26 protein-coding genes are annotated in these 26,122 nt (G+C 67.2%); 15 read left to right on the forward strand and 11 right to left on the reverse strand.

Annotation, left to right across the window (positions count from 1 at the left end):
- Nucleotides 1-357: 357 nt before the first annotated feature.
- Nucleotides 358-696, forward strand: a complete 339-nt coding sequence (locus AB0M45_RS03000) for an STAS domain-containing protein (RefSeq protein WP_330234420.1) — start codon at nucleotides 358-360, stop codon at nucleotides 694-696.
- A 48-nt stretch (nucleotides 697-744) separates the two neighbouring features.
- Here the strand turns inward: AB0M45_RS03000 and AB0M45_RS03005 are convergent, their stop codons facing one another.
- Nucleotides 745-1,782 carry an LLM class F420-dependent oxidoreductase gene (locus AB0M45_RS03005; RefSeq protein ID WP_364322262.1) on the reverse strand — a complete coding sequence of 346 codons (1,038 nt, stop codon included), beginning with the start codon at nucleotides 1,780-1,782 and terminating at the stop codon, nucleotides 745-747.
- Nucleotides 1,783-1,933: 151 nt separating this feature from the next.
- Between AB0M45_RS03005 and AB0M45_RS03010 the strand changes: the two genes are divergently transcribed.
- Nucleotides 1,934-2,593, forward strand: a complete 660-nt coding sequence (locus AB0M45_RS03010) for a cyclodeaminase/cyclohydrolase family protein (RefSeq protein WP_364322264.1) — start codon at nucleotides 1,934-1,936, stop codon at nucleotides 2,591-2,593.
- On the opposite strand, the gene AB0M45_RS03015 is transcribed toward AB0M45_RS03010, so the two are convergent.
- Nucleotides 2,582-3,523, reverse strand: a complete 942-nt coding sequence (locus AB0M45_RS03015; protein ID WP_364322266.1) for an NADP-dependent oxidoreductase — start codon at nucleotides 3,521-3,523, stop codon at nucleotides 2,582-2,584. The genes AB0M45_RS03010 and AB0M45_RS03015 overlap by 12 nt on opposite strands.
- Before the next feature lie 65 nt (nucleotides 3,524-3,588).
- Here AB0M45_RS03015 and AB0M45_RS03020 point away from each other — a divergent pair, with 65 nt between their 5' ends.
- From AB0M45_RS03020 to AB0M45_RS03030, 3 genes are all read left to right on the forward strand, one after another.
- Nucleotides 3,589-4,023, forward strand: coding sequence for a helix-turn-helix domain-containing protein (locus tag AB0M45_RS03020; RefSeq protein ID WP_364322268.1), 435 nt, complete (start codon nucleotides 3,589-3,591; stop codon nucleotides 4,021-4,023).
- A gap of 178 nt (nucleotides 4,024-4,201) precedes the next feature.
- On the forward strand, nucleotides 4,202-4,954 hold the full coding sequence (locus AB0M45_RS03025; RefSeq protein ID WP_364322270.1) for a L,D-transpeptidase: 753 nt from the start codon (nucleotides 4,202-4,204) through the stop codon (nucleotides 4,952-4,954).
- Nucleotides 4,955-5,158: 204 nt separating this feature from the next.
- Complete coding sequence (locus tag AB0M45_RS03030; protein ID WP_364322272.1) at nucleotides 5,159-5,905, forward strand: hypothetical protein; 747 nt, start codon at nucleotides 5,159-5,161, stop codon at nucleotides 5,903-5,905.
- Nucleotides 5,906-5,977: 72 nt separating this feature from the next.
- Here AB0M45_RS03030 and AB0M45_RS03035 read toward each other — a convergent pair whose 3' ends face one another.
- Entirely contained in the window at nucleotides 5,978-6,832 is an 855-nt protein-coding gene (locus AB0M45_RS03035) for a bifunctional 5,10-methylenetetrahydrofolate dehydrogenase/5,10-methenyltetrahydrofolate cyclohydrolase (protein ID WP_364322274.1), read from the reverse strand.
- A gap of 315 nt (nucleotides 6,833-7,147) precedes the next feature.
- Between AB0M45_RS03035 and AB0M45_RS03040 the strand changes: the two genes are divergently transcribed.
- From AB0M45_RS03040 to AB0M45_RS03050, 3 genes are all read left to right on the forward strand, one after another.
- Nucleotides 7,148-8,020: a YdcF family protein gene (locus AB0M45_RS03040; protein ID WP_364322276.1), complete on the forward strand. Its 873-nt coding sequence runs from the start codon at nucleotides 7,148-7,150 to the stop codon at nucleotides 8,018-8,020.
- An 87-nt stretch (nucleotides 8,021-8,107) separates the two neighbouring features.
- A complete protein-coding gene (locus tag AB0M45_RS03045) occupies nucleotides 8,108-8,905 on the forward strand; it encodes a putative protein N(5)-glutamine methyltransferase (protein ID WP_364322278.1) in 798 nt (265 codons plus the stop codon).
- Nucleotides 8,906-9,235: 330 nt separating this feature from the next.
- Nucleotides 9,236-9,952, forward strand: a complete 717-nt coding sequence (locus tag AB0M45_RS03050; protein ID WP_364322280.1) for a haloacid dehalogenase-like hydrolase — start codon at nucleotides 9,236-9,238, stop codon at nucleotides 9,950-9,952.
- On the opposite strand, the gene AB0M45_RS03055 is transcribed toward AB0M45_RS03050, so the two are convergent.
- Complete coding sequence (locus AB0M45_RS03055; protein WP_364322282.1) at nucleotides 9,949-11,430, reverse strand: helix-turn-helix transcriptional regulator; 1,482 nt, start codon at nucleotides 11,428-11,430, stop codon at nucleotides 9,949-9,951. The genes AB0M45_RS03050 and AB0M45_RS03055 overlap by 4 nt on opposite strands.
- A 157-nt stretch (nucleotides 11,431-11,587) precedes the next feature.
- Here AB0M45_RS03055 and AB0M45_RS03060 point away from each other — a divergent pair, with 157 nt between their 5' ends.
- The 5 genes from AB0M45_RS03060 (at nucleotide 11,588) to AB0M45_RS03080 (ending at nucleotide 14,652) form a co-directional block, all read left to right on the forward strand.
- Nucleotides 11,588-12,754: a radical SAM protein gene (locus tag AB0M45_RS03060; RefSeq protein WP_364322284.1), complete on the forward strand. Its 1,167-nt coding sequence runs from the start codon at nucleotides 11,588-11,590 to the stop codon at nucleotides 12,752-12,754.
- Nucleotides 12,751-13,374: a 3'-5' exonuclease gene (locus tag AB0M45_RS03065; RefSeq protein ID WP_364322286.1), complete on the forward strand. Its 624-nt coding sequence runs from the start codon at nucleotides 12,751-12,753 to the stop codon at nucleotides 13,372-13,374. Before AB0M45_RS03060 ends, AB0M45_RS03065 begins: the two co-directional genes overlap by 4 nt.
- Nucleotides 13,371-14,000, forward strand: a complete 630-nt coding sequence (locus tag AB0M45_RS03070) for an AAA family ATPase (protein WP_364322288.1) — start codon at nucleotides 13,371-13,373, stop codon at nucleotides 13,998-14,000. Before AB0M45_RS03065 ends, AB0M45_RS03070 begins: the two co-directional genes overlap by 4 nt.
- A gap of 77 nt (nucleotides 14,001-14,077) precedes the next feature.
- A complete protein-coding gene (locus tag AB0M45_RS03075; protein ID WP_364322290.1) occupies nucleotides 14,078-14,308 on the forward strand; it encodes a hypothetical protein in 231 nt (76 codons plus the stop codon).
- Nucleotides 14,305-14,652, forward strand: a complete 348-nt coding sequence (locus AB0M45_RS03080) for a hypothetical protein (protein ID WP_364322292.1) — start codon at nucleotides 14,305-14,307, stop codon at nucleotides 14,650-14,652. Before AB0M45_RS03075 ends, AB0M45_RS03080 begins: the two co-directional genes overlap by 4 nt.
- 1,071 nt (nucleotides 14,653-15,723) lie before the next feature.
- Here the strand turns inward: AB0M45_RS03080 and AB0M45_RS03085 are convergent.
- Nucleotides 15,724-16,554, reverse strand: coding sequence for an SDR family NAD(P)-dependent oxidoreductase (locus tag AB0M45_RS03085; protein WP_364322294.1), 831 nt, complete (start codon nucleotides 16,552-16,554; stop codon nucleotides 15,724-15,726).
- Between the two features lie 32 nt (nucleotides 16,555-16,586).
- On the reverse strand, nucleotides 16,587-18,158 hold the full coding sequence (locus AB0M45_RS03090; protein WP_364322296.1) for a succinic semialdehyde dehydrogenase: 1,572 nt from the start codon (nucleotides 18,156-18,158) through the stop codon (nucleotides 16,587-16,589).
- Between the two features lie 149 nt (nucleotides 18,159-18,307).
- Here AB0M45_RS03090 and AB0M45_RS03095 point away from each other — a divergent pair, with 149 nt between their 5' ends.
- A complete protein-coding gene (locus AB0M45_RS03095; protein WP_364322298.1) occupies nucleotides 18,308-18,991 on the forward strand; it encodes a TetR/AcrR family transcriptional regulator in 684 nt (227 codons plus the stop codon).
- Nucleotide 18,992: 1 nt separating this feature from the next.
- On the opposite strand, the gene AB0M45_RS03100 is transcribed toward AB0M45_RS03095, so the two are convergent.
- From AB0M45_RS03100 to AB0M45_RS03115, 4 genes are read right to left on the reverse strand one after another with little or no spacing between them, the layout of a single operon-like run.
- Nucleotides 18,993-19,922 carry a short-chain dehydrogenase/reductase gene (locus AB0M45_RS03100; protein ID WP_364322299.1) on the reverse strand — a complete coding sequence of 310 codons (930 nt, stop codon included), beginning with the start codon at nucleotides 19,920-19,922 and terminating at the stop codon, nucleotides 18,993-18,995.
- The gene (locus AB0M45_RS03105) at nucleotides 19,919-21,391 is read right to left on the reverse strand and encodes an NAD(P)/FAD-dependent oxidoreductase (protein WP_364322301.1); all 1,473 of its coding nucleotides are present in this window, start codon (nucleotides 21,389-21,391) and stop codon (nucleotides 19,919-19,921) included. Before AB0M45_RS03105 ends, AB0M45_RS03100 begins: the two co-directional genes overlap by 4 nt.
- 48 nt (nucleotides 21,392-21,439) lie before the next feature.
- Nucleotides 21,440-22,462 (reverse strand): PDR/VanB family oxidoreductase, encoded by a 1,023-nt coding sequence (locus AB0M45_RS03110; protein WP_364322573.1) that lies wholly within the window; start codon nucleotides 22,460-22,462, stop codon nucleotides 21,440-21,442.
- 44 nt (nucleotides 22,463-22,506) lie between these two features.
- On the reverse strand, nucleotides 22,507-23,382 hold the full coding sequence (locus AB0M45_RS03115) for a metal-dependent hydrolase (RefSeq protein ID WP_364322303.1): 876 nt from the start codon (nucleotides 23,380-23,382) through the stop codon (nucleotides 22,507-22,509).
- A 104-nt stretch (nucleotides 23,383-23,486) separates the two neighbouring features.
- Between AB0M45_RS03115 and AB0M45_RS03120 the strand changes: the two genes are divergently transcribed.
- Complete coding sequence (locus AB0M45_RS03120) at nucleotides 23,487-24,149, forward strand: TetR/AcrR family transcriptional regulator (RefSeq protein ID WP_364322305.1); 663 nt, start codon at nucleotides 23,487-23,489, stop codon at nucleotides 24,147-24,149.
- 141 nt (nucleotides 24,150-24,290) lie between these two features.
- Here the strand turns inward: AB0M45_RS03120 and AB0M45_RS03125 are convergent, their stop codons facing one another.
- The gene (locus AB0M45_RS03125) at nucleotides 24,291-25,784 is read right to left on the reverse strand and encodes an NAD(P)/FAD-dependent oxidoreductase (protein ID WP_364322307.1); all 1,494 of its coding nucleotides are present in this window, start codon (nucleotides 25,782-25,784) and stop codon (nucleotides 24,291-24,293) included.
- Between the last annotated feature and the right edge of the window lie 338 nt (nucleotides 25,785-26,122).

Consider the following 26,122-nt stretch of genomic DNA (forward strand, 5'->3'; position numbering starts at 1 on the left):
CACTTCCACCGAGCCCAACACGGGGGCGGCTGTAGCAGCAGCCGCGGAGGCGCTGCCGACGCTGAGTGCGCTCGCGGATAGCGCGAGTACGGCGACGGCGAGCGGACGGCTCGGCCACCTTGACCTACGTCCGCGCGTCACTGGCCGAGCCGGCGGAAGCGTTCCCATGCTCATCGGCGAGGCCACCCGCTCACGCAGAGTCATCGACGGGTCCTGGCGGCGCAGCCGCCGTCCGGGCAGGCCGATCGGCGAACAAGGTAGCTCTATGAACACTCAAATGTTGCGAATCTGCCGCGATTTGTGTGTTGTGAAGGGGTGACCAACACTTCCGGAGACGCGTATCCCCTCGCGGACACGATGACCACCACGGTCGCGGCGCACGACGGCGCGACGGTGCTGACGGTGGCCGGGGAGGTCGATCTGGCGACAGCCCCCGCCCTGGAGAACGCGATCGAGGCCATTCTCAGTGGGAAGCCAGCGGCCCTGATCATCGACCTCACCGCGGTCAGCTTCCTCGCCTCGGCGGGCATGGCGACGCTCGTCGCCGCCCATCAACGTGCGGGCACCACGACCGCGATCGCCGTGGTCGCCGAAGGCCCAGCGACCAGCCGCCAGCTGAAGATGACCAGCCTGGACCAGGTGTTCGCGCTACATTCCACGCTGGACGCCGCGCTCGCGGCGCTGCGGCAGAGCTGACCAGGGCGGTCGCCGCCGTCGCACCCGGCGACGGCGGCGACGCTCCGCTCACACCAGTTCGCGCAGCTGCTCGATCAGCTTGACCCGCTCAGCGGCGGTGCCCGCCATCGGCACGACGTTCAAGACCGTGACGCCCGCCTCCCGGAAGGCCGCGACCCGTTCCTTGACGTAGCCCGCCGGGCCGACCAGGGAGATGTCCCGCGCCAGCGCGTCCGGGACGGCCTTCGCCGCGGCCTCCTTCGCACCGGCCAGGTAAAGCTCCTGGATGCGGTCGGCCTCCGCCCCGTAGCCGTACTTCGTGGCCAAGGCGTGGTAGAAGTTCTTCCCCTTGGCGCCCATGCCGCCGATGTAGAGCGCCAAGTGCGGCTTCACGAACTCCAGCAGCGGTTCGACGTTGTCCCCGATGGCCAGCGCCGGACCGGCGAACACGTCGAGGTCGCCGAGGGCGGGGTCACGCTTGGCCAGGCCCGCGTCGAGCGAATCGCCCCACACATCCCGCGCCTTCTCCGGCAGGAAGAAGATCGGCTGCCAGCCCTCGGCGATCTCGGCGGCGAGCTCCACGTTCTTCGGCCCGAGCGCGGCCAGCAGCACCGGAATACGTTCGCGGACGGGATGATTGATCAGCTTGAGCGGCTTGCCCAGACCGGTCCCCTGCCCGGCGGGCAGCGGGATCTGATAGTGCTTGCCCTGGTACTCCAGGCGCTCGCGCCGCCACACCTTCCGGCAGATCTCCACCAGCTCCTTGGTGCGGCCGATCGGCGCATCGTAGGGCACCCCGTGGAAGCCCTCGATCACCTGCGGACCCGACGCACCAAGGCCGAGCAGGAAGCGGCCGTCAGAGACGAAGTCCAGGCCCGCCGCGGTCATCGCGGTCAGGCTCGGGGTGCGTGTGTAGATCTGCAGGATGCCCGAGGCCAGCTCCAGACGCGTCGTCTTGGCGGCCAGGTAGCCGAGTGCGCTCACCGCGTCGAACGAGTACGCCTCGGGGACGAACACGATGTCCAGACCCGCCCGCTCGAGGTCGGCGACTTCGGCCGCCGCCTCCTTGAAGCCCCCCGAGTAGTTGATGCTCAATCCGATCCGCATGGCACTCAACATAACGGCGACTACGCGGCGCCCGCGCACCGGCCAGCCGGGAATGGCCGCCAGAGGTGTGGTCGCGGCCGGATCCGCCGGTGCGACGAGGTAGCGTCTACCCGTAGTCCCACTCTCGCCGAGAACGAAAGGCAACATCCCCGTGTCGCAGCCCAGCACGTCGTCCACGGACACTGCGCCGTCCTTCGGCGAGGTCAACCTCGCGCAGTACCTGAACGATCTGGCCGCCAAGATTCCGGCGCCGGGCGGCGGCGCGGTGGCCGCGCTGCACGCCGCGCAGGCCGCCGCGCTGGTGGCGATGGTGGCTCGCTACACCACCCGGGCCAAGGACGCGGACAACCGCCCCGTGGTCGACCGCATCATCGAGGCCGCCGACGCCGCCCGCGAGCGGGCCCTGGCGCTCGCCGACGCCGACGCCGCCGCGTTCACGGCCGTCGGCGCCGCCTACAAGCTGCCCAAGGACACTGTGGAGGAACGCGCCGCCCGTACCGCGGCGATCAACGCCGCGCTGTTCGAAGCCGCCCGCGTCCCGTCCGCGGTCGTCGACGAGGCCGACGAGGTGCTGTCGCTGGCCACGGAACTGTTCCCGATCGGAAACCCGAACGTGATCACCGATATCGGTGCCGCCGCCGACGCCTGCCGTGCGGCCGCGGCCAGCTCGCAGCTCAACATCGAGATCAACGTGATGTCACTGCCCGCGGCCGAGGGCGATCGCTTCGCGCCCGTGCTGCTCCGCATCGACGAGCTGACCGCACGCGCCGACGCCCTGCACGCCGACGTAGTGCACGCGCTACGCAAATAATCCCGCGCCGGCGCGGCCGGTAGCGCGTTCCTCGGGCGGGTTCCAGGCAACCAGCGCTATCTTGCCGCGCACCCGTCCGGATTCGCTGAGCCGATGCGCCTTCGCGATCTCTGATAGCGGCAGGATTTGGTCGATCGTGGCGCGCAGATGCCCGCGTTCGACCATGGTGGTGATCTCGCGCAGCGAGGCACCGGACGGTTCGACGTAGAAGCGCTCGTAACGCGGGTCGGCCTCGGCGTCCGAACCCTGGGTGTCGATCAATCTGCCGTCGGGGCGCAATACGGAGGTCGAACGGGAACCATATGCACCGCCGACCAAATCGAGGACGATATCGATGTCACGGACCGCGGTGCCGAAATCGACTGCGGCGTAATCGATCACTTCATCGGCCCCGAGCCCACGCAGGTACTCGTGGTTGGTGGCGCGTGCGGTGCCGACCACGAACGCCCCGCGGTGCCCGGCGATCTGAACCGCGAGGTGCCCAACGCCGCCCGCGGCCGCGTGCACGAGCAGGCGCTGTCGGGCACCGAGCGCGGCCAGCGCCTGCCAGGCGGTCAGCGCCGCCGTCGGCAGTGCCGCCGCGTGCACGAAATCAATGTTCCTCGGCTTCTGCGCCAATGTATCGGCCCGCGCCACAACGTATTCCGCGTTGCCGCCGCCGAACACCATGCCGTACACCGGCTCGCCCACCGCGAAGCGGCCCACGCCCGGACCGAGTTCGTCCACGACACCCGACACGTCGAGTCCCAAGGTCAGCGGCGGATCACCCAGCCCGCCGATCAGCCCGGCACGCGCCTTCCAGTCGGCCGCGTTGACGCTGGTGGCGGCGACCCGCACCAGGACCTCCCCGGGACCGGGCCTCGGCCGATCGACCTCCACCACGTGGAGAACTTCCGGACCTCCGAACGCATTCTGCGTGATTGCGAGCATGCGACGATTCTGTGGGAGCCTGGTATCTTCTGGAAAGAAGGCACCTTTTTGATACCGAGGTACCCGTGGATACTGCATGCGACTGGTCCAAGTCGCCGAGCTTGGTCGAGAGCTACTTGCACCATTGCCCTGCCCGGGAAGTGCTGGCCGCCCTCGCCGACAAATGGGTCATGCTCGTGTTGAGCGTCCTGCGCGACAACGAGGGGCCGGTCCGCTTCAACGATCTGCGCCGCCGCCTGGATGGCATCACCCAGAAGATGCTCACCCGCACGCTGCGCAACCTGGAACGCGAGGGGCTGGTGCGCCGCGCGGTATACCCCACGGTGCCGCCCCGGGTGGAGTACTCGCTCACCGAACTCGGTTCCAGCATCGGTGAACTCAGCCACGCCATGGGGGTCTGGGCCGTCGAGCACCAGCATGAAATCCTCGCCGCCCGAGCGGAATTCGACGCGCGGTCGGCAACCGAACCGGAACCGCTGCCCGCACGCCCCACCCGCTGATCCAGCTACCCCCGGCATCGGCGCCTGTTTCCTTCGCGGCCGAACGGGTAGGCGACCAGTGGTAGGCGAATCCACCGATCACAACTGGACCACGGACCAAATCCATCCGTGGCCGAGTTGATCATGCGGGCTTAGAATGTTTCCTTGCCTACCACACCATCTCGAAGGGGTGGACGCCATGAGGAGCGCAATTCGGTACCTGTTCCTCGCGACCGTGATCGTGGCACTGGCCGCGTTCGGGTCGGGTGCGGCGGCAGCGACGGTGATCGGACGGCCATCGGCACCTGCCGTGGCGTCGATCGGACCTTCGAACGGCCAGGTGGTGGGTGTCGCTCATCCCGTGACCATTCGTTTCGCCGCGCCCGTGACGGATCGCGCACGTACGGAACAATCCATCGACATCAGAACGACCCAGCCACTCGCGGGCACGCTCGCGTGGACCGGCGATCGCGAAGCGGTGTGGACGCCGACCGGGTTCCTGCCCGCCAATGCCCGCATCGTCGTCTCGGTCGGCGGTACACGCACGGAATTCCGGACCAACGCAGGTGTTTTCGGTGACGCCGACATGTCGGCGCACACGTTCACGGTCACCATCGGCGGCACCGTCGTGCGGACCATGCCCGCCTCGATGGGCAAGCCGGGCTTCGAAACGCCGTCGGGCACTTGGCCGGTTCTGGAGAAGTTCCGGTCGATCGTGTTCGACTCCCGCACCATCGGCATTCCGCTGAGCTCGCCGGAGGGCTACATCATCAATGGTGAGTTCGCCGAACGCCTCACGTGGAGCGGCGTTTTCATACATTCGGCCCCGTGGTCGGTGGATCAGCAGGGTTATGCGAACGTCAGCCACGGCTGTATCAACCTCGCACCCGCCGATGCCGAATGGGTCTACTACACCCTCGGCATCGGAGACCCGGTGATCACACACTGGTGAGCGGCACCGCCGGTGCGGCAAGGGTTTTCGACTCGAAGACCGCTGCGCCTGGCGTCTGCGGACGTGCCCGAACCAGATACCCGGCAGTATTCTCCGGAGTGCGTGAAGCTCGGTGGAAGGACGCGGCACCGCGTTCCCGCAACCGGGGCATGCGGATAACCTGACGGGGACCTGATGAAGGGTGGGGCGATGGACGGACCGGAGATGAGCGCACGACCTGGCTACGACCGCGGGAGTCGGGGCATAGCCGGGCAAGCGGGCAACCCACCCGGAGGCGGCGAGGACTACCAGGGTGAGTGGTCAGCGTGGGTCGACCAGGCACCCGCCGGCGTGCAGCCGCCGCCACCCGGACCCGCGCCGGCACCCGAGGCCTCGCCCTACGAGGACGAATTCACCGGGTTGATCGATCGCTCGGGCGGGCGGCAGGCAAGGCCGCGGTGGGCGACACCGCTGCTCGGCACGTTTGGCGTCGCCGCTCTCGGCTTCGCGGCCTACATGCAGTTCGGCACCGGGGATTCGGGCGAGCCGACCGGATCCGCCCCGTCCGCCCAGGCCACCGCGTCGGCGGCGACGCCGATCGCGCAGTGCCCGGCCGAGCGGGTAGGCAACCGCATCCAGGGCAACGGTGTGGGCGGTTTCGATTCCGGCCCCGCGGTGATCTTCGCCTTCCAGCATGCCTATTACGTGACCCGCTCCGGCGAGCAGGTCCGCAGCACCACGACCGCCGACGCCGCGGTGCAGACCGCCGACGCCATCCAGCAGGGTATCGACACCATCCCTGCGGGCACCACTCATTGCGTGGCGATCACCCCTGGGGCGTTCGCTGGTCAGTACGTCGTGGTCGTCACCGAACATCGCCCGGGGCAAGCTCCGGTCACCTACAACCCGCAGATCGTCACCACGACCAAGGACGGCAACCGCACCCTGATCAGCGCCATCGGTCGCGGCTGAATCCCGCGCTCCTCAGCTGCCGTGTCCGGCCTCGCAGCGGAGGCCGGTGCGAGGTAACGGGGGTCGGAGCAGTCAGCCCTTGCGGCCGGTTTCGGCGGCGGCGACGACGTGGCGCATGAGCAGGGCGGTGGTCACGGGGCCGACGCCGCCCGGGACGGGGCTCAGCCCGGCGGCCTTGCCGCGCACCGAGTCGGCGTCGACGTCGCCGACGATCTTGCCGTCGGGCGCCTCGTTGGTGCCGACGTCGATGACCACCGCGCCTGCGCGGACATGCTTGCCGGAGATCAGGCCGATGCGGCCCGCCGCGGCGACGACGACGTCGGCGGTGGCGGTGACGGCGGCCAGGTCGGCGGTGCGGGAATGGCACACCGTGACCGTGGCGTCCTTCGCCAGCAGCAGCTGGGCGAGCGGCTTGCCGACGATGTTCGAGCGGCCGACGACCGCGACGTGCCGGCCGGCGAGCGGGACCTCGTGGTGGGCGAGCAGTTCCACCACGGCCTCGGAGGTGGCCGGGACGAAGCCGTCCAACCCGGCCGCGAGCAGGCCGAGCGACAGCGGGCTCACGCCGTCGACATCCTTCGTCGCGACGATCGCCGAGCTCACGTCGTCGAGCCTGACGCCGGCCGGAAGGGGGGTTTGCAGCATGATCGCGTCGGTGGCCGGGTCCTCGCCGCGCGCGGCGAGCTCGGCGCGGATCGCCGCCACGGTCGCGTCGGGACCGAGATCGACCGTGTCGCAGGCGATGCCGAGCCGTTCGGCCGCCTTGCGGAGCGAGTTCACATACCAGGCGCTGGCCGGGTCGTCGTTCGCCACGATCAGCGCGAGACGCGGCGCGCCCGGGCCTTCGGTGAGCGCGGTGGCGCGAGCCTTGGTGTCGGCGTTGATGGCGGCGGCGAGTTCCTTGCCGGACAGCGAAACGGTATCCACGTCGACACAGCCTAATGGGAGCAGCCACCCGAAGTTCGTTCCCGGCCCCACGCCGGGCCGCGTCGAACCGAGCCGGCCGCGGAACAGCAACAGCCGGACGAAGTCCCTCTCCCATCCCGCGCCCGGGCGAGCGAAAGCAGAGGCAGCCCGAGCCGTCCGCGGCCCCGGTCGGCAGGTAGACGCGCAACACCAGCGCGGAATCCGTCCGGCAGTTCCCTTATGCCGGGTTCGATCGCCCGTATCGTGATCTCTGTTTGCCCCAAGTGACTGCTAGTGCGTGCCAACCCGTTCCTCAGCGGAAAGGTGTCGACTGTAGTGAAGATCTCGAGGCATGTGAAACTTCTCGTCGCGACGTCGTTCGCCACGTTCTCCCTCACCGGTCTGGCCGGTGTTCCCGCGCACGCCGCGCCGGACACCGCCGCGCTCTACAACTCCGCCCAGCGGCACTTCACCAACGGCGACGACGCCGCGGGCCGCGCGGACCTGCGCGCCCTCATCGGCGCCGACCCTGGTGACGCGGAAGCGCTCTCCCTGCAAGCGATCTGGTCCGACTACGCGGGCGACCTGCTCGCCCTCATCGACGCCATGGCGCGGCTGCGCGTCGTCGATCCGGCCAAGGCGCAGGGCACCGAAAACGTGCTCGGCGCCATCCGCGCCGCGGTCGGCACCCTGCCGAATCCGCTGCCCGCGCTGGCCGGGCCGCAGACGGGCATCGTCGTCCTCGGCTACGGCCTGCTCCCGGACGGGTCGCCGCGCCCGGAACTGGTCAACCGGCTCACCGCCGCGTGGCTGCAATCGATCGCCGCACCGTTCTCGCCGATCGTCGTCACCGGCGGCAACCCGCAGAACGGCATCACCGAGGCCGAGGCCATGCGCAACTGGCTGACCGCCCACGGTGTGCCCGCGTCACGGATACAGGTGGAGAGCCGCGCGGGCTCGACCGTGCAGAACGCCCTGTTCAGCACGCAGATGCTGCGGGATGCCGGTGCGACGAGCGCCATCGTGGTCACCTCGCCCAATCACATTCGCCGTGCCGTCGCCGATTTCATCGTCGCGGGCACCAGGGTGGTCGGAGCGACGACCTCGCTGGAGCAGCTGGTCTCCCAGCTACCCCCACCCGGCAGAGCGTCGCAGCGCGGCATCTACCTCGACGCCACGCGCACCTTCCAGCTGAGTACGGCACGCTGACCCGCGATCGGGACCCGACCCGTGCGGGTCCCGATCTCCCGGAAAATGCGTTGGCGGAATCTCCCGTTGGCGCGGCAGGATGGCGCGGTGACGTCAGCCGGAACCGATGTGGTCGCCCAGCTCCGCGCGGCGGGTTGTGTGTTCGCCGAGGAGGAGGCGCGGCTGCTGATCGCCGCCGCGGCGGAGACCGGCGCCGCGCTCGAGGCGCTGGTCGCCCAGCGCGTGCACGGCACCCCGCTGGAGCATGTGCTCGGCTGGGCGGAGTTCCACGGGCTGCGGGTGGCCGTGTCCCCCGGCGTTTTCGTGCCGCGCCGGCGCACCGCGTTCCTGGTCGACCGCGCGGTCGAGCTGGTCCGCGCCAGGACGGGTCACCCGATGATCGTCGACCTGTGCTGCGGCTCCGGAGCGCTGGGGCTGGCGGCGGCCACGATCCTCGCGGCCGAGGGCCGCATGGTGACCCTGGCTGCCGCCGATATCGATCCGGTCGCGGTCGAGTGCGCCCGCTGCAATCTCACCCCGCTCGGCGCCCCCGTCTACCAGGGCGACCTGTTCGAGGCCCTGCCGGAGGAACTGCGCGGCTGCATCGACATCCTGCTCTGCAACACCCCCTACGTTCCCTCCGCGATGATCATGCAGATGCCTCCGGAGGCCCGCGATCACGAACCGCGTACCGCCCTCGACGGTGGGTCCGACGGCCTCGACATCTTCCGCCGCGTCGCCGCCGACGCCGCCGCCTGGCTGGCTCCCGGCGGCCACCTGCTGGTCGAGTCCAGCGAGGACCAGGCGCCGATCGTGATGTCGGTCTTGAGCGAGCACGGTCTCGCGGGCCGCGTCGCGGAATCCGGCGAGCACTATGCGACCGTCGTGGTCGGCACCCGTCTCTGACCTATGGGGAGCACGAGCCCGGCGTACTCAGCCACCGCCGCACACACGCCCGTGTTCACCAGCATCGCGGCCACGACACCGTGGCGTACATCAACAGTCGTCAGTCACCAAATGGCGGGATTGATGACGAGCGGGCGACGGCTGATCAGCAGCCACCGAGGAGACAAGCGATCGCGCCCGAGGGAAGGCCGCTACGTTTCGCCGGCCAGCTGGGAGTCGACCGGTAGGCAACCCATCACGGACACGGACGACCGTGCGATAGCAAAGTTGGACTAGTCCGGACGACGTGCAGAGTGCCGCCCAGACCGAACTCATGCCAGAATGCTCGGCATGAGTGCGGCTTACGCGGGTCTAGTCGTTTGGGATGTCGACGGCACCTTGATACCGGCTGACTTGCGTTGGCTCCGAAGGGCTGTCACCCGCACCTATGGTCTTCAAGAGGAGTCGATCGTCTTCCCGAAGGCGCGCGTGCATGGATACACCGACGAGTCGATCGTTGTGGATACTGCTGTTGCTTCGGGGGTGCAGTCGGAGGTTGCCGAAGAGGGCGTCGAGCGGTTTCACGAGGTACTGGCCCGTGTCATGTTCGAGGGGGAACAGGAACTTGCCCGTGAGCAGCCAGCGTATCCGGGTGCGTTTGATTCCATTGCCTCCCTGCACGAACACGGGTTCGTGCAGACTGTCTTGACTGGAAATCTGCGTGTAGCAGCCGAAGTCAAGCTTCGCGTATCCGGCCTGGACCGATACCTGGATCTGGGTATCGGCGCGTTCGGCGATGACGCGCGTGACCGATTCGAGCTTCCTGCCGTGGTTGTCGAACGGTTCGCCGCTCAATACGGCACTATGCTCGATGCGAGCCGGACGGTTGTCATTGGTGATGCCCCGAACGACATTGCTTGTGCTCGGCATGCAGGTTTTCGCGTTATCGCGGTCGCGCATCGAATGCCCCGTAATGAGCTCGAGCAGCATTCTCCCGACGCGGCCTTGGACCGACTGGACACGGATATGGTGGTCTCGACCGTAGCTTCCTTGGCAGGTAATAATTAGGAAACCTTGAGGTTTTCTATCCTTTCCCGAAGCTCCCGAACCGGTGTTTCAGTTTTCCATGGCTCGAGTCGGCCAAGCGCACGCTGGGCGCGTTCAATCCCTCGCGAATTTCCCATTGCGACGAGATTTTCGTATGCGTCTCCCAGTATTCGGCACCCTTCTTCTAGTTCGCCACTAAGTACGTGGGCGCTCGCGAGGTCGACTCGTGCGGCGAGAGTGACATTCCGATTATCCGCTGCGGTTGTGCTGATGGCTTGATTCAGTGCAGTTATCGCTTTCCGAGGCTCGTTAAGGAACAGCCAGCATGTTCCTTCATAGACCGTAAGTCGTGTGCGATTCCAATCGCTGAAAAGGCCGGTCTGATCGGGCTCGGCGATCTCGTCTACAGCGCGGCGTGCGCGCGCTAGTGCTTCTCGGCATTCCCTGGCCAGCTCCAGCACTGCGAATGCCTGTGCTTGCTCTGCTGCTATCCGAGCTTGGGCGGAGGGTGGAAGAACGTCGGCGACTGCGGCAGCTTCCCCGAGCAGTTGGAGACCGTCCACGACATCGCCGTCTGAACCGATCAGCGTCGCGGCGTCCGAACGGAGATTGCTTTCGAAGATTCTTGCAATCCCACCGAGTGCCGGGTCTCTAATGTCGTCCGCGAGACGCTTTGCGAATACGCAACTCGCCAGCGCCATCGAACGATCTCCGATTGCGCTCCAGAGTCGACTTGCGACGATTGAGGTTTCACCAAGGAGGAAGCCGATCTGATTCTTGACACGTTCGTCGGCGGCGCTCCGAAACAGTGTTGTCACCGAATTTCGATGCGCCGAAATTAGTGTCAATAGCGCATCGGGTGCAATGCTTTGTCTTTGGCCTGCAAGCAAGCGGGTCACGGCCGTAAAGCTAGTGAGGGTGCGTTCAGAAATTTGCCTTGAACGAACGCCAGCCTCAACGGGGTCAGAATTATGAATAAGGTCGGGGTCTAATGCGCCGATGGCCGCAACCGCAATTCCTTGAGTGAGTAGTGTGCGACGGTTTATCACAGAAAAATCCCCATCGTCTTCGGGTTTACCAGCGGAACCGGCAAGGCTGCCACCCGCTAGACCGACGATACGCGGATCGAGAGGCAGTGATACGACTCGGCCGTCGATGATAACCGGCAACATGACGGTGGTGCCGTTGACCGTGTTCTCCGGGGCGGTCGACCTGTTGCGCATGCGCGTGGTGCGTTGCACGTCGTGGGCCTGCGCGCGCAGTGTGACCAGTGCGCCGTCCGCACCGAGCCCGGCGTCCAGCGCGGCCACGAGTTCGCGCGATGGGAGCACGGCGTCGTGACTCTCGGCCATGCCGATGTACTGACGTGTATAGCGAATCTTGGCAGCAAGCTGGCGCTGACTCAGACCCGCCGCCTGCCTGCGACGCTTGATTTCGCGCGCCAACTGGTCTGCGACGCTTGCCGGTTGCCGTTCTGATTCGCTGGCCGGGTCGTTCATCGGTACCCCCTGCATCGGTTCATTCTTACCTACCGCACGGGGGTGGCAAATCGGCTTTTCGGCGATTTGCCATCTTCCTGGCCTGGGGGACGCGGCGGTCTGCTCGATGTAGGCACCGCGAAACCGGTGGCCTGGAATCGAATGGGAGGCGCAGGCCATGACAACAACTACCCGCCACGGCGTTCCGCTGCTGGACGCGGCACAGCGAGCGCGGATGCGGCCGGAACTGCTGGACGTGATCGAGTACCGCAAGTCCGGGCTCAGTCTGAACTGGATTGTGGGGTGCCCGCTGGATTGCGGGTATTGCGTGCGGCATCTGTTCGACAACTTCGAGATGAAGGTTCCGCGAGCGCTGATGGACGACCAGGAGGCCGCCGACCTGCTCACCAGTCATCGGTACTTCCGGCCGCACGTGACACCGATCCAGCTGCTGAACCGGGCTACCGACCCGATGTTGCCCAGGGTCAAGCAGCACACCTTCACAATGCTGAAACTGCTGGATGCGCGCGGATTGACCAACCACGTTCTGGTGATCACCCGGTGGCGGATCGAGCCGGAGGACTGCGCGGTCCTGAAATCGATCAAGAATCTGAAAGTCACTGTCCTGGTTACGCATTCGGGTATCGGCGACCCACGTGTCGAGCCGGTCGACTCCACGATTGCAGCGCGATCGCTGGTGACGGCGTTCGAGCGCGCGGACCGGTATCGGGTGGTGTTGTACTGGCGGCCGATCGTGCCGGGTCTCAACGACTCGGACGAGCATCTACGCCGTGCGCTCACGCTGAGCCACCACGCACACGCGACCGTGTTCACTGGTCTGTTCTTCAAAGACCAGATCCGCGATTATTACCGGGCGAACGGACTGCCGGAACCGTATCCGGACGGTGCCCGGCGCAAGGTGTTCCCCGAGGCGCTGGAACGACGGATTCTCAATGCCGCCGACACCAGTCGCCCCGGTTCCCCATTGTTCCGCAAGACCAGTTGCGCGGTCGCCTACGCGCACGGAATCGCCGACTACAACGGCCATTACGGCATCCGCGAACTGTGCGACATCTGCCCGGCCGCACCGCTACAGCGGTGCGCTCGGGCGTGGCGACGCCCCGACGAACGGCATGTCGCCGATCAGGCCGCCGACCTGGGCGGCACCCTCATAGAGGTCAACGACCGCGCCGTGGTCGTGGCCGGGTTGGACGAGCAGCGCCGCTACTTGCTCCAGCACGGTCACGGATACCAGGTCCACGACATCGACAAACCACACCACCACAACCGTCACGGCCGCGACGATCTCGGCTGGCCCACCACGAGGGAGAACACGCCATCATGACGAACCCACTTCCGTTTCCGAACGCCTTGCGCGAGCGGCAGTTGGCCGTTGTCGATGTAGAGGGCAACGGGCAGAACCCGCCGGAGATCATCGAGATCGCGCTGTTGTTGTTGGACGGGCCGACGACCCTGGATGCGTTGCGGTCGTGGCTGATTCGGCCGCAACAGCCGGTGACACCGATCGTCACGCGCAAGGTCCACGGAATCACCAACGCCGACCTGGCCGACTGCCCGCAGTGGCAGGAAGTAGCCGACGAGATCGACGAAGCTCTGTGCGGGCGGGTGCTGGTCGCCCACAACGCCACTGTCGAGCGCAAGGTCCTTACAGCGCATCTGCCGGACTGGAACCCGCCGATGATTCTGGACACGCTGCGGCTGGCAAAGACGGTCTGGCGGGGGCTGGATTCGTATGCGCTGGACAAACTCATCGAACGCGGCCAACTCGACACCAGCACCATTGCCGGGCAGGGCTACCACCGCGCCGGATACGACACCTGGGCCGCGTGGCAGTTGCTTTGCGCATTGATCACTGATGGCGGACTGGACTGGCCCGAGTTGGTCACTGCGGCTGGGCTTCCTGAGTTCCTGCCTGTCCCAGAACCCGAAGGAGGTTTGTGGTGAATTCCCTCGATCAGCCGGTCACCATCGCGGTGGTCGGCACCCATTCCACCGGCAAGAGCACCTTCCTTGCCCGGCTGGCTCATGAGCTACGCCGGACGGGCCTGCAAGTCTCCACGGTCGCGGACCTCGGCGAACAAGCGCAACGCTTGGGGTTGCCCATCCTGTGGAATCACACCTGGACCTCCACGTTGTGGATCATGACGCGCGGGATCAGTAACGAGCTCGAGGCATGGCTACACGGCGATGTGGTGCTGGTCGACCGCGCGGTCCCCGACGCGCTAGGTTACTACCGGGCCGCTCTGGACTATCGTGGTGAGACCCCGGACCAGGAGGGACGGGCGTACCTGGAGACGCTGGCTCGCGCCCACAGCGACCGCTATCACCTCGTCTTCCGCACGCAGCTCGACCCGAATATTCCGTTGGGCACCAACAAGTCCCGCGACGGCAACCAGCAATTCCGGACACTGGCCGACTACCACGTCGGAGCGGTGATGACTGAGCTGGCGCTCCCATGGCTGCCTCTGGCCGCCGACGGCCACGAGGCCGCGCTGGCCCTGGCGACTGATTTCGTCGCCGAACAACTCGGTGACGACGCGATCCCCGGCCCCGCCAGTGCCACCGCGTGAGCTGCCTGATCTTCCCCGACCCTCTTCACTCGCAATACGACTAACTGTTAATCGAGCGGCACGCCCGATCGCTGGGCTTGCGCTACCTGTACACTGTGCGGCCCCCGCAAGGCACTACCGACCCGATCGGCTACGCGATTGGTATCGCGGCGGGGCTGGGCGTGGCGGCGATCGTGGTGTACAACCTGGTCCACGTCGATAACCAGCCAGCGCGGGTCTGCGAAGACTTCGACCTGCAAACCGTGTGCCCGCCAGAGACTTGGTTGCGGATCATGCACCAGGCACCGATCGAAATGGGGGCGGCGTGATCAATAGGACCGTGATCGTGACGCCCCCGCAGGTCTGCGACAACGCCGACGTCGAACTCGCCCACAAGCAAATGCAACGTCACCTCGCCTGCCGGGTCGACCACTGCCTATGGAAAGCGGCAGCGCACCGCACGTTGGTGGATGCGGGCCGACTCGCGCCGCAGACCTCGAGCCCACGCGAGCGCGCCGCCGCGCGGGGAATCGCGTTCCCGCCACTGGACAGTGAGCCGAGCGCGCACAGCGGGCCGACGACACAGACGATTCGCGAAGTGTTGAGCAAGCTTTCGGAGTTGGCATCACCTGCCCCGAGCACGAACAGTCTCGGCAGCGAAGGCAATCAATAACTTTCGAGGGGCTGGTATGAGCGAGCGCTGCACGGAAGTGGACGGCTGGGTCGCACACTGGCTACTCGACCACCACCGTGTTCGAATAATGCTGGTGGGTAACGACCCCGAGACGCAATGTTTGTTTTCGGCAGCTGTTCTCGCCGCCGCTCCCGACTTGGCGGAGATGCGTGAGCGGTTCCCGAGACTGTCGGGGCTGTGGGATGCGATCCGTCGCGAGTATTGGGCGGAATTATTTACAGCTCAAGATAATTCACGCGGAACGATCTAACGGAAGGGCGGGATGGGCCGAGTTACGGATCCTGCCGGTAAAGAAGTGGAATTGGCACGCGGGCTGATACGGACAGTTCGTGCGCTCGGGTTGATCGGAAAGCCGATCTCGGCTCGTAATCTCGCGGGCAGCTTTCGTCTCGGACCGACTGTTGCCGCGCTGCGCTGGCTGCTGGATGGCGGGTATGCCCAGTCCGGAACATCGCACACCGGAGGTCAGCGCCGCGAGCCGGTGTACTGGCTTACCGACGATGGCGTCCGGCTACATCGAAACCTCTTGTACCGCGGCTATACCCCTGCGGCTACATCTGAAGACAAGGAGTAAGAACGTGACGTATACCGATCGGCAGCTTCGGAGCATTGCGATCTTCGCAGTTGTCTCGGTCAGCCCTTGCACTGCTGATCAGTGCAGCGGCGGCTATATCGGTGTTTCAGATACACCACGGTTACCCCGCGTTCACGTCGAGCCTCACGACACGGTGATGCAAGGTAAGTCCCTCGGGAATGAGCGTCCTTCACCTCACGTCTAGAAGTAGTTGTTGGGCACCCGCCAACTAACGAACGCTATCGTTCCGGCCGCTCATTCCGGTGCGAGATTTTGGCCCAGATACTCGCGTGCAGAGTTCAGGAACGCGCGGCGCGTGAATTCGACGCTGAAGAATTGCGTGCTCAGACGTTCCTGGTTCAGGGTGGTTGGCCCTCGGAACAGCAATGTGAACAGTGGAGCCTCAAGGGCGACGTGGATCAGCGGAACCAGGTCGGGGTGCACACAAGGAGACGGAGACGCGACGTACTGTGCCACTACTTCTTGCGGCCGGTGAATTGGTCCATCGAGTGGTAGACGCCGACTGTGTTCAGGAACAGGTCGCGCAGCTTGATCGGGAGCAGGCCGGAGATCGCCTTGTTCAGGCGGGAGGTCCAGGGCAGCACGACCAACGGGGTGCCGTTCTTCATTTCGCGCCACGAGGTGTCGACCACGTCCTGCTGTTCCAGGATCGGGGTGAACCAGAATCCCTTGGCGCCCTCGAACATTCCGGTGTTGATGTAGGTCGGGCACACGGTGGTGATCTTCACGTGGTCGTGGCCCGCCTGCTCCAGTTCGATGCGCACCGAATCCGACCAGCCCAGTGCCGCCCACTTGGAGGCGGCGTAGACACTCATGCGGGGATTCGACACCAGACCGGCCGACGAGGCGATGGTGAGCACCCGCGCCTCGGTGGGGCCCGCGACCATGGCGGGTAGGAACTCGAGCGTGACGTACATCGGGGCCATCGCGTTGATCGCCATCGTCTTGTCGATGTCGGCGCGATTGCCGGTTTCCCAGAAGTAGCTGTTGCCGCGCACGATGCCCGCGTTGTTGACCAGGATGTCGATGCCGCCGACCTGCTCGCGCACGGTCGCGGCCGCCTCGGCGATCGCTTCCCGCGCCGAGACGTCGACCACGTGATGATGCACGGCGCCGCCGAGACCGGTCAGTTCGGCGGCGGTCTCCTTCAGCGCGGTCTCGTTGATGTCCCACAGCACCACCGCGGCGGCGCCGTCACGCACCGCGCGTTCGGCAAACAGCTTGCCGAGCCCCATCGCGGCTCCCGTGACCAGGACCCGCTTGCCCGCGACCGTGTTCAGTTTCATCCGTGTTTTTCCTGATCCGTGAGTCGTGCGAGTTACTTCTGCCGTAGCGCCTTCATCACGCCGAAATACAGCGTCATGGTTTTCGCCCACATCGCTTCCGACATGCCGGGCAGCGGCGCGATCGGCAGCACCCGTTGCACCGCGATGGTCTGGGTGTCGATGTACTTCAGCAGGCCTTCGGGGCCGTGCCTGCGCCCGGTGCCGGAGATGCCGAGCCCGCCGGACGGCGCGTCGGCGCTGCCCCACGCGGCGATGAAGCCCTCGTTGACGTTCACCGAACCCGCGTTGATCCGCGCCGCGACCGCACGGCCGCGGGCGGTGTCCTTGGTCCACACGCTGGCGTTCAGGCCGTATGCGGTGTCGTTGGCCTGTTCTATAGCTTCATCATCGCTGCTCACCCGGTAGATCGACACCACGGGACCGAACGTCTCCTCGCGGTGGACCGTCATACCGGGCCGCACCCCGGTCAGCACCGTCGGTTCGTAGAAGTACGGGCCGAGGTCCGGCCGCGCGCGACCGCCCGCAAGCACGGTGGCGCCCTTCGCGACCGCGTCGTCGACGTGTGCGGTGACCGTGTCGAGCTGGCGTTGGAACGTCAGCGACCCCATATCGCTGTCGTAGTCCAGCCCGGCGCCGAGCTCGATCTTCTCGACGTGGCCGACGAATTCGGCGACGAAGCGGTCGTACACGCTGTCGTGGACGTAGATCCGCTCCATCGACTCGCAGAGCTGTCCGGCGGAGGCGAAGCAGGCGCGGATGGCGATCTTGGCCGCGCGCGAGACGTCCGCGTCGGCGAGCACGAGCAGCGGGTTCTTGCCGCCGAGTTCGAGTGAGTACCCGATCAGCCGCTCGCCCGCCTGCTGCGCGATGGTCCGGCCGGTCGCGCTGGAACCGGTGTAGTCGACGTAATCGGCGCGGGCGATCACCTCGCCGCCGATCACCGATCCGCGGCCGAGCACCGCCTGCCAGAGTCCGCGCGGCAATCCGGCGCGCACGGCGGCGTCGATGGCCCACAGTGCGGTGAGCGCGGTCTGGTTGTCCGGGCGGGCCACCACGGCATTGCCCGCGACGAGGGCGGGTAACGCGTCGGAGGCGGCCAGGGCCAGCGGGTAGTTCCACGGCGAGATGACCGCGACCACGCCCTTGGGCCGGTGTCGCACGTCGACCCGGGTGAGCATGGGAAGCACACCACGCGGCCTGCGCGTGGCCAGCAGACGGTCGGCCACCGACGCGTAGTACCTGGCGTTCACGGCCACGTCGCCGACCTCGTCGAACGCGTGCGCACGCGACTTGCCGGTCTCGGTCTGCACAATGTCGAGGATGGTGTCCTGCTCGGCCAGCACGATGTCGTGGAACCGGCGCAGCACCGCGGCGCGCTCCCGGACCGGCCGCCGCGCCCACTGCCGCTGCGCTTCCCGCGCGGTCACGAAGGCGGTCTCGATGTCCTCGGTGGCGGACTGCGGAAGGTCGACGATCTTCGCGCCGGTCGCGGGCGCGAACAGCTCGACCGCGGGGGCGCCGCCCGCGACGGCGTGCGAAAGCAGCGGCTGCACCAGCGACGAAGGCAGCGCGTCGGCGGGGGCCAGCTGGGGGGCGGTCGTCATGGTCGGCCCTCTCGAGGACGGTGGGCTGCGCCGCACGCAAGCACCATTTAATGAACAGTTGTGTTAGATTAATGTCTATGTCACACCTCGTGTCAAGCTGTTCGTCGTGGGACACAGGCATGCGGAGGGCGGCGTTGTGAGGCGGCACGATGTCGGCTGAGACCACCACCGCGCGGCGCGGGCGTCCGCCGCAGACCCAGAAACAGGCCGAAGAGGTGCGCGCCCGTATCGTGCTCGCCACCGCGGAAGTGTTCACCCGCACCGGTTCCCGCGGGCTGAGCGTCGCGCAGATCATCGAGCAGGCGGGGCTGGCGCGGCCGACGTTCTACCGCTATTTCGGCAACGCGACCGAACCGCTGCTCGCGGTACTGGACAGCTCCAACGACGGGTTGGTCGGCGGCATCCGCACGGCGCTGAGCGGCACCGACGAGCCCGTCGAGCTGGGCATCCGGCTGATCGACGCCTATCTGGACTGGGCGCGCGGTCATGGCCCCATGCTGCGTCCGCTGTTCGCCGAACTGCACGACCAGGGATCGCCGGTCTCGGCGTACCGGGAGCGCGCGCTCGACGACATTCGCGACCTGGTGCGCGAGACCTTCACCGAGCTGGGCCGTCCTGTTCCGAGCCCGCTCGACTTGGACGCCGCGCTGCACCTGTGCGAGTACGTGGTCTACCGCATCTCCGCGGGCACCGCGCCCGGCGCCGAACCGGACGCGGATACCGTCGCCGCCGCGCGCCTGACGATGATCCGGGTGCTGCTCACCACCCTCGGCACCCGTGCCGATCTGCAGTACGCGCTGACGCTGGAGACGATCTTTCCCGCCCAGCCGTAGGTCAGCGCGGAACCGGGGTGACCGGCTGGGTTTCCGTCCTGCGCTGTTCGACGCGGTGGATCAGGTCGTGCACCCGCGGGTCGCGTGCGAGCCTGCCGTCGAGCACCACGTTGATCACGCCGCGCAGCAGCGCGTAGGGCTCCCATTGCGGCGGCGCGACGGTGCGCGGCGCCCGGCGCGCGATGCCCTCGGCGAGGGATTCCGCCGCGTCGCGCACGGTGATCCGCTGGTTGAGCGGCCAGGGCAGCAGCGCGCCCAGGTCGGCGCCCAGCTCGTCCTCGTCGAGCGTGCCGTGCGTCATCGCGGTGTCGACGACGCCGAAGTACGCCACGCCCGCCGTGGCCCCGACCGCGGCCAGCTCGACCCGCAGCGCTCGCCCGAACTGCTCCACCGCGGCCTTGCTCACCATGTAGGGCGAGCCACCCATCCCGGGTGCGAACGCCGCGGCGGAGGAGACGACCACGACGTGTCCGTTCGCGGCGACGATGTCGTCCAGCGCCGGGTGCACGGTGTTGAACACGCCGGTGACGTTGATGCCGATGACCCGATCGAAATCCCCGGGATTCATCGTCCTGATCGTCGCGGGCTCCGGCACCACGCCCGCGTTGGCCACCACCACATCGATCCGGCCGAAGCGCTCACGTACCCGGGATATCGCCTGGCGCATGCCGATTCGATCGGAGACGTTCGCGCGCACGACGAGCGCGCGCTCCCCCATCGAGCGGCCGACCGTCGCGGCGGCGGCCTCATCGATATCGATCAGCGCCACCGAAGCGCCCGAGGCGTAGAGCTTTTCGGCGAGTGCGCGGCCGATGCCGGTGCCCGCGCCGGTGATCACCACCACCCGATCCCGGACATCCAGCCGGTCCGCGGCGGACTGGGCGGAGAAGGGAAGCACCCGGCGCAGCAGGTCCATGACCACGGCGCTCACCCGACCCGCAACTGGTAGGACTCCGGATCGAAGCGGCTTGTGCGCCGTCTATATTCGAAGCTCCAGTTCGGATAAAGTCCCGCGTTGCCGCCGTCTGCGGTCTGGTAGTAGCTGCGGCAGCCGCCGGTCAGCCAGGCGGTGTCGCGGCTGCGTTCGGCCACCTCGTCGAGGAAGGCGCGCTGAACCTCCTCGCGCACATCGATCCGCTGGATGTTCCGCGCACGCATGGTGGTCACGGCATCGACGATATAGCGCACCTGCGCTTCGATCATATAGATCGCGGACTGGTTGCCGGCCGCGCCGAACGGCCCGAGGGTGCAGAAGAAGTTCGGGAAACCCGCCATGGTCGCGCCGAGGTAGCTGCTGGGACGCGACCGGTAGCGATCGCCGATCGATCGGCCGTCGACGCCGAGTATCCGATCGAAAATCGCAGGCGGGACGCCGAATCCGGTACCCAAGATGATCGTGTCCACCGCGCGCTCAGCGCCGTCCGCGGTGACGATCGACCGTGCGCGGATCTCCCGGATGCCGTCGGTCACCAGTTCGACATTCGGCTTGGTCAGTGCCGGATAGTAGGCGTCGGAGAAGATCGCGCGCTTGCAGCCGATCACATAGTCGGGGGTGAGCTTGCGGCGCAGCGCCGGATCACGAACCTGGCGCAGCAGCTGGAGTTTCCCCAGCGCCTCGTACGGGTGCCGGAAGCGCTTGTCCACGAAGCCGACCAGGCCGAACCCCTCGATGCCGGTGTAGTACAGACCGCGGATCGCCTTGCCGAGCAGGGGCATCCGGCGCAGCAACGCTCGTTCGGCGGGCAGCGTGCGGCGATCCAGTCGCGAGACGATCCACGGCGCCGAGCGCTGGAACACGGTCAGCTTGCCGACCACAGGCTGGATCTCCGGAATGAATTGCACCGCCGAGGCGCCGGTGCCGATCACCGCGACCCGCTCACCGGTGAGGTCGTGCTCATGGTCCCAGTGCAGCGAATGGAATTGCCTGCCTTCGAACGTTTCCGCGCCGGGCAACGACGGGATCTGAGCCTCGCTGAACGGCCCTACGGCCGAGATCAACACGTCTGCCGTCAGGTCCCCGCGACCGGTGCGCAACTGCCACCGGGTCGCCGCCTCGTCCCAGCGCGCCTCCACCAGTTCGACATCGAACCGCATGTGGCGCACCACATCGTGGCGCGTCGCGACCGACCGGATGTAGGTGAGGATCTCCCGCTGCGTCCCGTAGGTGCGCGACCAGTTCGGATTGGGCGCGAAGGAGTACGAATACAGGTGCGAAGGCACATCACACGCGCAGCCCGGATACGTGTTCGCCCGCCAGGTGCCGCCGAGGTCCCCGGCGCGTTCCAGCACGGCGAAATCGTTGAAACCGGCCTTCCGCAGCGATACGGCGAGGCCGATCCCGGCGATCCCTGCTCCGATCACCACGATCGGTACGTGTTCCGGATCCGCAGTCACAGTCATGCCTTCCTCCCACGCGGGCACCATTGCCCGCCGAGCTGTGTCGATGGCTCACAGGTCCAAGTCGAGTTCGCCGCCACGCGCCCGGGACACGCAGATCAGCATCGCGTTCGGGCGCTCGTTGTCGGGCAGCAGCCGGTCCCGGTGTTCCACCGCGCCTGCGAGCACCCTCGTCTTGCAGGTCCCGCAGAACCCTTGCTGACAGGAGTAGGCCACCCCCGGCAGCACCCTGCGGATCGCGCCGAGCGCGGACTCGTCGGCGGCCACGTCCACGTCGAACCCGCTGCGGTGCAGGCGGATCCGGAACGGCTCACCGTCCCGCACCGGTAGCGGCGAGAACCGCTCGGTGTGCAGCGAGATCGTCGGGTCGTGCAGGGCTAGCACCGCACGCGCGGCTTCCGCCAGTGGCGGCGGGCCGCAGACGTACACCGCGGCGCCGGTCGGCGTCTGCTCGAAGATCATCCGCGCGTCCGGGATGCCGAACTCGTCGTCCGGTCGCACCACCACGTCGCCGCCGGTATAGCGGGCCAGCTCGTAGAGAAACGGCATCCGCGACCGGGTCCGGCCCAGGTACATCAGCCGCCACGGCACCCCGGCGCGCTCGGCGGCGGCGACCATGGGCAGGATCGGCGTGATCCCGATGCCACCCGCGACGAACAGGTAGCACGGCGACTCGATGAACGGGAACGCGTTACGCGGACCGCGCACGCGCAGCCGGTCACCCGCCTTCAGCTCCCGGTGGATCTCCTCCGAGCCGCCCTCGCCTCCGGCGATGAGGCGCACCGCGATGCGGTAGAACCCGCGGTCGGCGGGATCGCTGGTGAGCGAGTACTGCCGCTGGCGCCCCGACGGCAAGAAGACGTCCAGATGAGCGCCCGGCGTCCAAGCGGGCAGCGGAGCACCGCCGGGGTCGCGCAGCCATAGACTCACCACCCCGTCGGCCTCCTCCCCGATCCGATCGATGACCATCTCGAGGTCGTAACCGGTGTGGCGCACCGGGTGGGGGCGCGACAGCAATCGCGCGGTATCGCCTTCCACGAACAGCCGCTTGTACGCGTCAGCGGCCGAGCCGATCAGCCGCAGCGCGGCGCCGGGCCGGAACCGCTCCCCGACGGCGGTCACGCGTCCGCCGCCCGTGCCGCGGGCGACTGCGCGAGGTAGCGCAGCGCGTTGTCCATCGGGCCCAGTTGCGACGGGTGGAAGCCGGGCCGCAGGTAGCGCGGGATCTCGGTGAGGAAGGTCGTCATGCTCGGCACCACGCCGCGCACCGACGCGCTGACGAACTGCAGCGGCCAGAACCGTCCCTTCTCCGGTGACGGGTCCTTGTGGAACAGGTAGCCGCCCGAGACGACGAATAGGATCAGCAATCCCGCGCTGGCGATCAACGCCTGCCGCGCCTTGCGCGCATATCCACCGTCGACGTACATGTACGCGTCGTAGACGACGCTGCGGTGCTCGACCTCCTCGGCGCCGTGCCAGCGAATCAGGTCGAGCATCGCCGGATGCATGCCCTTGGTTTCCAGCTTGTCGTTGGTCAGCAGCCATTCGCCGATCACCGCGGTGTAGTGCTCCATGCCCGCGAACAGCGCCAGACGCTCGCACAGCCACTCGTGCTTGGCCCGCCCCGTCAGCCCGTGGTCGCCGAGCACCCGGTGGATCAGCCACGCGACACGGTCGACCATGGGGCCCACATCCAGGCCCAGCCGCTCCAGCTGCCTGCGCGCCTTCTCGTGCGAACTGGCGTGCATGGACTCTTGGCCGATGAAGCCGCGCACTTCCTCGCGTAACCGCTCGTCCTCGATCAGGGGCAACGCCTCGGCCAGCGCCTGCGCCATCGCGCGTTCCCCTTCGGGCAACACCAGATGCATCACGTTGATGATGTGCGTGGCCATCGCCTCGCCGGGGATGTAGTGCATCGGCACCGTGGCGAAATCGAACTCGACGGCGCGTGCGTTGATCGCGTGCGCTTGGTCGGCGTAAATGGCAGACCCCATCTCAGACCCCTCGTCGTTGATCGGTATCCCCGCAATCTATTGATGACATCAACTGCTGTCAACATCACCTGATGTCAACTCGATCGCTGTGAGAGGATGACCGCATGGTCGAAGCCGACGGGTCGATTCCGGGTATGCGTCGCTGGCGCGGACAATCTCCGGCCGATCGCGTCGCCGCGCGCCGGGAACAGCTGATCGAGGCCTGCACGGAGTTGATGGCAACCGTCGGCGCCGCCGAGACGTCGATGCGCGGCGTATGCAGGCAGGCCGGGCTGACCGAGCGCTATTTCTACGAGAGCTTCCCCAACCTCAACGCCCTGCTGACGACCGTGCTCGACACCGTGGTCCTCGGCGCACGCGACCGGCTGCTCGTGGAGCTACCCAACGCACCGGTCGAACGCGACGCGATGTTCCGCCACATGGTCGGGGTCTTCACCGACTACCTGCTGGAGGACCGCCGACGCGGCCGGATCATGTTCGTGGAATCGCAGGCCACGCCGGTACTGATGCCACGGGCGAACGAGCTCATCGGCCTGTTCACGGCGCCGATCGCGCTCATCATCGGCGCGGGCGACTACGCCGATCCGGTGTCCGACGAGCACGACTTCGCCCTCAACGCCAACGCCATCTTCGGTGCGCTGGCCTACCTCTACCGGCCCTGGCTCGACGGCGAGATCCCGGTCGCACGGGAACGTTTCGACGAGCACGCCGCCAATGTCATCGAGCGGATCGCAACGGCGCGCTCGTCGCTCGGCACCGAGGCATAACGGGGCGCTGCCGTGCGCAGTCCGTCCTCAGCCCGCGCACGGCCGGAGCGAAGGCACGGAGGTACGCACAACGCGCACGGCCGGAGCGGAGGCACGGAGGTACGCACAACGCGCACGGCCGGAGCGGAGGCGGAGGTACGCCTAGTCCCGGGCGCCGGCTTCCGCGCGGCGGCGCGCTCGTTCGAAACGCATGGCCCGATCGGCGATCCGGCCGTATCGCAGCGTGAACAGGTCGCGCAGATAGTTCATCCGCAGCCGCCACGGTGCGCGATCACCTTGGACCGGGAACAGGCTCGCCGAGCGGCGCACGTAGCCGGGGGTGAAGCCGGGAAACAGCGATTGGGTGCCGACCGACGGGTCCCGGACCGGCACGCAGCGCACGTATCCGTGCTGGTCCATGTGTTTCAGCAGCCGCACGACATACTCCGACACCAGATCCGCCTTCAATGTCCACGAGGCGTTCGTGTACCCGATGACGAAGGCGAAGTTCGGCACGCCGGACAGCATCATCGCCTTGTAGGCCATGGTCGCCGACGGCGTCACCGGTGTGCCGTCCACCACAAGTTCGACACCGCCGAAGACTTGCAGGTTCAAACCCGTTGCGGTGATGACGACATCGGCCTCCAGCGTCGCTCCGGAGGCCAAGCGCAGACCGGTCTCGGTGAAGGTCTCGATCCGGTCGGTGACCACGTCGAGTACGCCGCGCCGAATAGCGCGGAAGAAATCGCCGTCGCGCGCCAGGCACAGTCGCTGGTCCCATGGGTTGTACCGGGGCGTGAAGTGCGTGTCGATGTCGTATCCCGCGGGCAGCCAGCGCCGCTGCCAGCCGCGTATGCGTTTGCGCGTACCCGTCGGAAAGCGCCTGCTGAACTGGTAGAGCGCGGTGGAGATCGCGACGTACTCGGCGCGGGCGAGCGCGTACGCGGCGCGCTCGGGCAGCAAGCGGCGGACCGTGCGGGCAAGCGGGTCGCGGGAAGGTGCTGAGATGATGTAGCTCGGGCTGCGCTGCAGCATGGTCACGTGCGCACCCTGCGCGGTGAGCGCCGGAGCGAGCGTCACCGCGGTGGCGCCGCTGCCGATGAGCACCACCCGCTTGCCCGCGCAGTCGAGCTTCTCCGGCCAGAACTGCGGATGCACGATCGAACCGGCGAACCGTTCGGCGCCGGGGAGCTCAGGGGCGTACCCGGCGTCGTAGCGGTAGTACCCGGAGCAGGAGAAGAGGAATCCCGCTGTGACCGTCACGGTTTCGCCGGTGTCGGTGCGCTCGGCGTACACCGTCCAGCGGTTGTCCGCGCTGGACCACTCGGCGCGAATCACTCGGTGCCGGAAGCGGATACGGCGATCGATGCCGTATTCGGCGGCGGTCTCGCGCAGGTAGTCCAGGATGGCACCACCGTCGGCGATCGAATCCTCGCCCAGCCACGGCTTGAACCGGTAGCCGAGGGTGAACATGTCCGAGTCGGAGCGGATGCCGGGGTACCGGAACAGATCCCACGTTCCACCCAGGGCCGCCCGGCCCTCCAGGAGCAGGTAGGAGCGCCACGGGAAGGCCCGGCGCACGTGGCACGCCGCGCCGATGCCGGAGAGCCCGGAGCCGACGATGAGCACATCGACGTGCTCGGCCGCAGTCGTCATCACCTCTCCCTTCGGTCGTCGGCGAACGTCCTCCCGGATCGGGCGACGCTCGCCCTCCTCCCACCCTATCGCCCCAGGTAGTGGGTTCGAGACACGAGCCGGACGGACCCCGGTAGGAACTACGGGTTCCCTTCTCCCGCAACAGAGTTCGGCAAAGGGGACGGGCCGGACAGACCGAGCGATACCCACCGGTCCCGGATGCGAGATTCGCAGTGAAGTCACTCACATCCACCGGTGGGCACAACTGGCCGAGCGCGCATGAACAACCACCATTCGGCAATAGCCGGTCAGTTGCCATTCCGAAAGCGGTGGATTCGCCGACCTCGAGCCTCACGCTG

The organism is Nocardia sp. NPDC051787 (assembly GCF_040681325.1).
In the GTDB taxonomy this organism is placed as follows: domain Bacteria; phylum Actinomycetota; class Actinomycetes; order Mycobacteriales; family Mycobacteriaceae; genus Nocardia.

Excerpts from the sequence above, each read along its gene's own strand:
- AB0M45_RS03000 (WP_330234420.1), top strand. The coding sequence starts at position 358 with ATGACCACCACGGTCGCGGCGCACGACGGCGCGACGGTGCTGACGGTG.
- AB0M45_RS03005 (WP_364322262.1), bottom strand. The coding sequence starts at position 1,782 with ATGCGGATCGGATTGAGCATCAACTACTCGGGGGGCTTCAAGGAGGCG.
- AB0M45_RS03015 (WP_364322266.1), bottom strand. The coding sequence starts at position 3,523 with ATGCTCGCAATCACGCAGAATGCGTTCGGAGGTCCGGAAGTTCTCCAC.
- AB0M45_RS03025 (WP_364322270.1), top strand. The coding sequence starts at position 4,202 with ATGAGGAGCGCAATTCGGTACCTGTTCCTCGCGACCGTGATCGTGGCA.
- AB0M45_RS03030 (WP_364322272.1), top strand. The coding sequence starts at position 5,159 with ATGAGCGCACGACCTGGCTACGACCGCGGGAGTCGGGGCATAGCCGGG.
- AB0M45_RS03050 (WP_364322280.1), top strand. The coding sequence starts at position 9,236 with ATGAGTGCGGCTTACGCGGGTCTAGTCGTTTGGGATGTCGACGGCACC.
- AB0M45_RS03055 (WP_364322282.1), bottom strand. The coding sequence starts at position 11,430 with ATGAACGACCCGGCCAGCGAATCAGAACGGCAACCGGCAAGCGTCGCA.
- AB0M45_RS03060 (WP_364322284.1), top strand. The coding sequence starts at position 11,588 with ATGACAACAACTACCCGCCACGGCGTTCCGCTGCTGGACGCGGCACAG.
- AB0M45_RS03065 (WP_364322286.1), top strand. The coding sequence starts at position 12,751 with ATGACGAACCCACTTCCGTTTCCGAACGCCTTGCGCGAGCGGCAGTTG.
- AB0M45_RS03085 (WP_364322294.1), bottom strand. The coding sequence starts at position 16,554 with ATGAAACTGAACACGGTCGCGGGCAAGCGGGTCCTGGTCACGGGAGCC.
- AB0M45_RS03090 (WP_364322296.1), bottom strand. The coding sequence starts at position 18,158 with ATGACGACCGCCCCCCAGCTGGCCCCCGCCGACGCGCTGCCTTCGTCG.
- AB0M45_RS03095 (WP_364322298.1), top strand. The coding sequence starts at position 18,308 with ATGTCGGCTGAGACCACCACCGCGCGGCGCGGGCGTCCGCCGCAGACC.
- AB0M45_RS03105 (WP_364322301.1), bottom strand. The coding sequence starts at position 21,391 with ATGACTGTGACTGCGGATCCGGAACACGTACCGATCGTGGTGATCGGA.
- AB0M45_RS03115 (WP_364322303.1), bottom strand. The coding sequence starts at position 23,382 with ATGGGGTCTGCCATTTACGCCGACCAAGCGCACGCGATCAACGCACGC.
- AB0M45_RS03120 (WP_364322305.1), top strand. The coding sequence starts at position 23,487 with ATGGTCGAAGCCGACGGGTCGATTCCGGGTATGCGTCGCTGGCGCGGA.
- AB0M45_RS03125 (WP_364322307.1), bottom strand. The coding sequence starts at position 25,784 with ATGACGACTGCGGCCGAGCACGTCGATGTGCTCATCGTCGGCTCCGGG.